This window comes from bacterium (genome assembly GCA_036524115.1).
Taxonomy (GTDB): domain Bacteria; phylum JAUVQV01; class JAUVQV01; order JAUVQV01; family DATDCY01; genus DATDCY01.
The window spans coordinates 1-5,214 of the sequence record DATDCY010000296.1; the positions used below are offsets into that span (position 1 = coordinate 1).

General features: G+C 71.7%; 8 protein-coding genes. 6 read left to right on the top strand and 2 right to left on the bottom strand.

From position 1 onward, the window contains the following. Positions 1 to 27: 27 nt before the first annotated feature. The 3 genes from VI078_14080 to VI078_14090 are packed head-to-tail and all read left to right on the top strand — an operon-like array spanning position 28 to position 2,951. Positions 28 to 1,512, top strand: coding sequence for a 5'-nucleotidase C-terminal domain-containing protein (locus VI078_14080; protein HEY6000412.1), 1,485 nt, complete (start codon positions 28 to 30; stop codon positions 1,510 to 1,512). Continuing rightward, complete coding sequence (locus VI078_14085) at positions 1,512 to 1,724, top strand: hypothetical protein (GenBank protein ID HEY6000413.1); 213 nt, start codon at positions 1,512 to 1,514, stop codon at positions 1,722 to 1,724. Before VI078_14080 ends, VI078_14085 begins: the two co-directional genes overlap by 1 nt. Positions 1,725 to 1,742: 18 nt before the next feature. Beyond that, positions 1,743 to 2,951, top strand: a complete 1,209-nt coding sequence (locus VI078_14090; protein ID HEY6000414.1) for an MFS transporter — start codon at positions 1,743 to 1,745, stop codon at positions 2,949 to 2,951. Between the two features lie 154 nt (positions 2,952 to 3,105). On the opposite strand, the gene VI078_14095 is transcribed toward VI078_14090, so the two are convergent. Together VI078_14095 and VI078_14100 are read right to left on the bottom strand one after the other, a co-directional pair. Beyond that, on the bottom strand, positions 3,106 to 3,333 hold the full coding sequence (locus tag VI078_14095) for a copper ion binding protein (GenBank protein ID HEY6000415.1): 228 nt from the start codon (positions 3,331 to 3,333) through the stop codon (positions 3,106 to 3,108). Between the two features lie 44 nt (positions 3,334 to 3,377). Beyond that, positions 3,378 to 3,575 carry a hypothetical protein gene (locus VI078_14100; GenBank protein HEY6000416.1) on the bottom strand — a complete coding sequence of 66 codons (198 nt, stop codon included), beginning with the start codon at positions 3,573 to 3,575 and terminating at the stop codon, positions 3,378 to 3,380. Positions 3,576 to 3,801: 226 nt separating this feature from the next. Here VI078_14100 and VI078_14105 point away from each other — a divergent pair, with 226 nt between their 5' ends. From VI078_14105 to VI078_14115, 3 genes are all read left to right on the top strand, one after another. Continuing rightward, the gene (locus tag VI078_14105) at positions 3,802 to 4,077 is read left to right on the top strand and encodes a type II toxin-antitoxin system Phd/YefM family antitoxin (GenBank protein ID HEY6000417.1); all 276 of its coding nucleotides are present in this window, start codon (positions 3,802 to 3,804) and stop codon (positions 4,075 to 4,077) included. After that, entirely contained in the window at positions 4,077 to 4,403 is a 327-nt protein-coding gene (locus VI078_14110; protein ID HEY6000418.1) for a type II toxin-antitoxin system RelE/ParE family toxin, read from the top strand. Before VI078_14105 ends, VI078_14110 begins: the two co-directional genes overlap by 1 nt. 129 nt (positions 4,404 to 4,532) lie before the next feature. Continuing rightward, positions 4,533 to 5,120, top strand: coding sequence for a D-sedoheptulose 7-phosphate isomerase (locus VI078_14115; GenBank protein HEY6000419.1), 588 nt, complete (start codon positions 4,533 to 4,535; stop codon positions 5,118 to 5,120). Positions 5,121 to 5,214 lie beyond the last annotated feature (94 nt).

Below are 5,214 nucleotides of genomic sequence, written 5' to 3' on the forward strand. Positions count from 1 at the left end.
CCGCGCCCCGCGCCTATCCTCATTCCCATGAGGACGACGCTCCGCATCGCCGCCGCGCTCCTGCTGCTGCTCGCGGCGCCCGCGCTCTCCAGCGCCGAGACCCTCACCATCCTGCACGTCAACGACTTCCACGGCGCGCTCGAGCCCACCCGCACCGCCTCCGGGCAGCCCGAGGAGGGCGGCGCCGCGCGCCTCGCGGCCGTGATGCGTGCCGAGCGCACGCCGACGACCCTCTTTCTCTCGGCCGGCGACCTCATGCAGGGAACGAACATCTCCAACCTCTTCGCCGGCAAGCCCGTGATCGAGGTCTTCAATCTGATGGGGCTCGACGCCTCGGCGGTCGGCAACCACGAGTTCGACGCCGGGCAGGCGGCGCTCGCGGAGCGCGCCGCGGAGGCGCGCTTCCCCTTCCTCGCCGCGAACATCGAGGGGAGCGGTCCCTGGAAGCCCTCCGAGGTGCGCCGCGTGGGCGGGCTGCGCGTCGCGCTCTTCGGCCTGACCACCGAGGAGACGCCGGTCGCGACCCACCCGCGCAACGTCCAGGGGCTGAAGTTCACGGACGCCGCGGCGGCGGCGCGCCGCATGGTCGCCGAGCTGCGCCCGCAGGCCGACCTGGTGATCGCGCTGACCCACCTCGGCTTCGAGGAGGACGAGAAGCTCGCGGCGGCGGCGCCCGGCATCGACATCATCGTCGGCGGGCACACGCACACGAAGGTCGAGCAGCCGGCGCAGGTGGGCACCACGCTGGTCCTCCAGGCGTACGAGCGCGGCGCGGTGCTCGGGAGGCTGGACCTGGAGGTCGTGGACGGCACGGTCGTCGCGCACCGCTACCGGCTCGTCCCGGTGACCGGCGCCGCGGGCGAGGACCCCGAGGTGGCGGCGGTCGTCGCCGGCTATGCCGCCCGGCTGGGCGCGAAGATGGGTGAGCCGGTGGGCACGGCGGCGGTGGACCTCGACGGCGGCAAGGACGCGACGCGCTCGCGCGAGACGAACCTCGGCGACCTCATCGCCGACGTGATGCGCGAGACCGCCGGCGCGGACGTGGCGCTCATCAACGGCGGCACGATCCGCGCGGGCGTCCCCGCCGGGCCGGTCACGGTCGGGGCGATTTACAACGTGCTGCCCTTCGACAACTGGCTGGTCTCGTTCGCCGTCACCGGCAGGGAGCTGCGCGCGGCGCTCGAGACCGGCGTCTCGCGCGTCGAGGTCCGCGACGGCGGGTTCCCGCAGGTCTCCGGGATGCGCTTCACCTTCGATCCGCGCAAGCCGGCGGGCCAGCGCATCGTCTCGGTCGAGGTCGGCGGCGCGCCGCTGGACGAGGCGCGGACCTACGTGCTGGCGACCCACGACTTCCTCGCCGCGGGCGGCAACGACTACACGGAGTTCGCGGGGCACGCGCCGGTCTACAGCGACTCCAGCCGCTGGCTGCGCGACGTGCTGGCGGAGTGGTGGCGCAAGCGCGGCAGCATCGCCCCCGCGGTCGACGGACGGATCGCCGCGGCGGCGCCGTGATGCCCGCGCAGCTGGTGCGCATCAGCTTCAACGGCGAGGAGCGGACGCTCGCCGCCGGGCTCACGGTGCGCAGCCTGCTCACCGAGGCGCAGGCGCAGGCGGTGCGGCGCGGCGAGATGGCGGTCCGCGACGGCGCAGGGCGCGAGCGCGGACTCGGCGGCGCGCTGCAGGACGGCGCCGTCCTCTCGCTCGTGCCGCGCCGGCGGCCCTGAGCGGGCGCCCCGACGCCCGTGGACCTCCACCGCCGCACCTTCGCCGCGCTGCGGCACCGCAACTTCCGGCTCTTCTGGATCGCGCAGCTCATCTCCCTGACCGGCACCTGGATGCACGCGGTCGCCCAGGGCTGGCTCGTGCTGGAACTGACCGACCAGCCCTTCTGGCTCGGCGCGGTCGGCGCCGCGGGCACGCTGCCGGTGCTCGCGTTCTCGCTGCTCGGCGGCGTCGCTGCGGACCGGCTCCCCAAGCGCGCGCTGCTGATCGCCAGCCAGAGCGCGTCGGCAACCCTTGCGCTCTTCCTCGGCCTGCTCGCTCTCAGCGGCCAGGTCCAGGTCTGGCACGTGCTCATCGTCGCGCTGGCGCTCGGCACGGCCAACGCGCTGGATCTGCCGGCGCGGCAGTCCTTCATCGTGGAGATGGTCGGGCGCGAGGACCTGCTCAACGCGATCGCGCTGAACTCCTTCACCTTCAACGCCGCGCGCGTCGTGGGGCCGGCGGTCGCCGGGGTGATCGTCGCCGCGGCCGGCGCCCCGGCCTGCTTCCTCGTCAACGCGGCGAGCTTCATCCCCGTCGTCGCCGCGCTCGGGATGATGCGCGACCTCCCCGGGGCCCGGCAGGCGCGCCCCGGCTCGGTCGCGACCGACCTGCGCGAGGGGCTGGCCTACGTGCTGCGCGAGCGGCGCTTCCAGGGGTTCATCGGGCTGGTGGCGATGGGGAGCTTCTTCGGCTTCCCGTGCATCACCCTGCTGCCGGCGTTCGCGCGGGACGTGCTCCACGCCGGCGCGCACGGCTACGGGCTGCTGATGGCGATGACGGGGGTCGGCGCGGTCGTCTCGGCGCTCGCGCTCGCGGGGCGCCAGCGCTCGGGCGTCTCGGGCGGCGTGGTGGTCTGGGCCGGCGTGGCCTTCGGCGCGGCGCTCGTGGTCTTCGCGGCCGCCCGCTCGTTTGCCGTGGCTGCACCGCTGCTGGTGATCGCCGGCGCCGCCATGGTGGCGCAGGCCGCGACCGCCAACACGCTCGTGCAGGCGATGGTCCCCGACGTGCTGCGCGGGCGGATCATGAGCGTCTTCACGCTGGTGCTCATGGGCGCCATGCCGCTCGGCAACATCGTCATCGGCGCCCTCGCTGAGCTGATCGGGACAACGGCCGCGATCGCGGCCTTCGGCCTGGGGCTCTGCGCCGCGGTCGGCGCCATCGCCGCCGTCCGCCGCGAAGTCTTCTAACCAGGGTAGCGCCGAACTTCAGGAGGCCCTTTCGGGCCCTGGCGGCGTTGCCCGCCCGCTTCGCTCGTGCGGCGTACCTCCAGTACGCCTCCTCGCAAGCTTTCGAGCTGCCTTGCCAGGACCCAAAATGACGCTCCCGAAGCGTCGGCGCAGCCTAGGCTTTGTAACCGATCTCGTTGATCTTGGCCTTGATCGCCTCGACGGTGGTCTTCGCGGGATCGAAGACGAACGTCCCTTCCTTCTTCGCCAGATCGACCTTGACTTTCTTCACGCCGACCAGCGCGGTCACGCCCTTTTCCACGCGCATCACGCAGTGCCCGCAGCTCATCCCCTCGATCTTGACCACCGCCGTCGTCTCGTCCTTCTTGTCGAACAGACCCATCTCGTCTCTTCCTTTCCTTGCCAGAGCCCGGCGCCGCGCCGGGGCTATTCCTTCGCGGCGTCTTCCACCCGCCGCTCCTTGGCCCGGTCCGCAGCCTCCTGGACCTGGCGCACGTCCTCCGCCCGCTGGAGCGGGGCGACCACCGCCGGCCCGGACACCGTCTGCTCCTTCACATCGCGCAGCACCAGCCACGCGGTGACGAGCAGCCCGGCCAGCATCAGGATGAGCCAGAAACCCTTCACGTCCCCCTCCTCCTCCAGCGCCTCGCGTTCACACCACGCGCGCGGTTAGATGCGTCCGCCGTCGTACCGTCGCGCGGTCGCCATGGGGCGACTATCGTCGGAGCGGCCAACAAGCGTCAAGACCTTGCAGGGCCGATCTCCGCGGCACGTCGATGGCGGTGGGCCTGGTTGACCGGCGACTCATTTCCGGACTATATTCGGGCCGGCATCGAAGGAGGAGGCGGTCATGAAACTCTCCGCACAGATCAAACCGATCAGCTACCTCAAGGCGCACGCGGCGGAGATCGTGCGGAACATGGGAGAGCGCCGGGAGCCCCTGGTCATCACCCAGAACGGGGAAGCCAAGGTCGTCCTGCAGGACATCCACACCTTCGAGCAGGCACAGGAGACAATGGCCCTGCTGAAGATACTGGCCCTCGGGAGCCGCCAGATCGAGGAGGGGGATGTCGAGCCTGCCGCGAGCGCGATCAGGCGCGTGCGGCAAGCGCGGAAGGCCGGCTGATGTCGTGTACGGTCCTGCTCACGCGTCACGCGGCGCGCGACCTGGAGGAACTCCACGACTACGTGGCGCGGCACGACGCCCCGGGGAAGGCAGAGCACCTCCTCCGGCGCATCGAACAGGCCTTCGAGCGCCTGTCCGAAACGCCGCAGCGCGGAGCGTACCCCCGGGAACTGCTGGCCATGGGTATCCGGGAGTATCGCGAAGTGTTCTTCAAACCGTATCGCGTCATCTACAAGGTCGTTGGCGGCAACGTCTACGTCCTCCTGATCGCCGACGGCCGTCGCGACCTGCAGACGCTCCTCCAGCGGCGGCTGCTGGAGGGATAGCACCAGGAAGGGCCAGAGGCTAGGGGACATCCTCGCCTGCGCCAGTCATTCCCTTGTCGAAGATGACGCGCGCGAATTGACACCCCACGGCCCCGCCCCTACGATACCGCCAACATCGGGGAGGGCGCCATGAAGGAGAGGATCGTCCGCGCGTTCGACGAGCACGCCCGGCTGCAGAAGGAGTTCCTCAAGCACCACACGGACTCGCTGGCGAAGGTCGCCGAGGTGATCCTCGAGGCCTTCCGCAAGGGGCGCACCGTGTTCTTCTTCGGCAACGGCGGCAGCGCCGCCGATGCCCAGCACCTGGCGGCCGAGTACGTCAACCGCTTCCGCGCCGACCGCCGCGCGCTGCCCGCGCTCGCGCTCACGGTGGACACCTCCGTGCTCACGAGCATCGCCAACGACTCGAGCTACGAGCGCGTCTTCGCGCGCCAGATCGAGGCGCTCGGCCGGCCCGACGACGTCGCGGTCGGGCTCTCGACGAGCGGCGCATCGCCGAACGTCATCGCCGGCATCCGCCAGGCGCGCACGCTCGGGCTCGTGACAGTCGGCTTCTCCGGCGGCGACGGCGGCGCGCTGCTGCGCGAGTGCGACCACTGCGTCACGGTGCCGGCGACGATCACCGCGCGCATCCAGGAGATGCACCTGATCTGCGGGCATGTCGTCTGCGACATCGTCGAGCAGGAGATCATCCACCCCACGCACGAGACCCGATGAGCGCGCGGCGCGCGGCACCCGCGGGGGGCGCCCCCCGCACCACCTCGCTGCGGGCGCGCGCCAGCAAGGTGCGCCGCGACCACCTCGCGCGGCC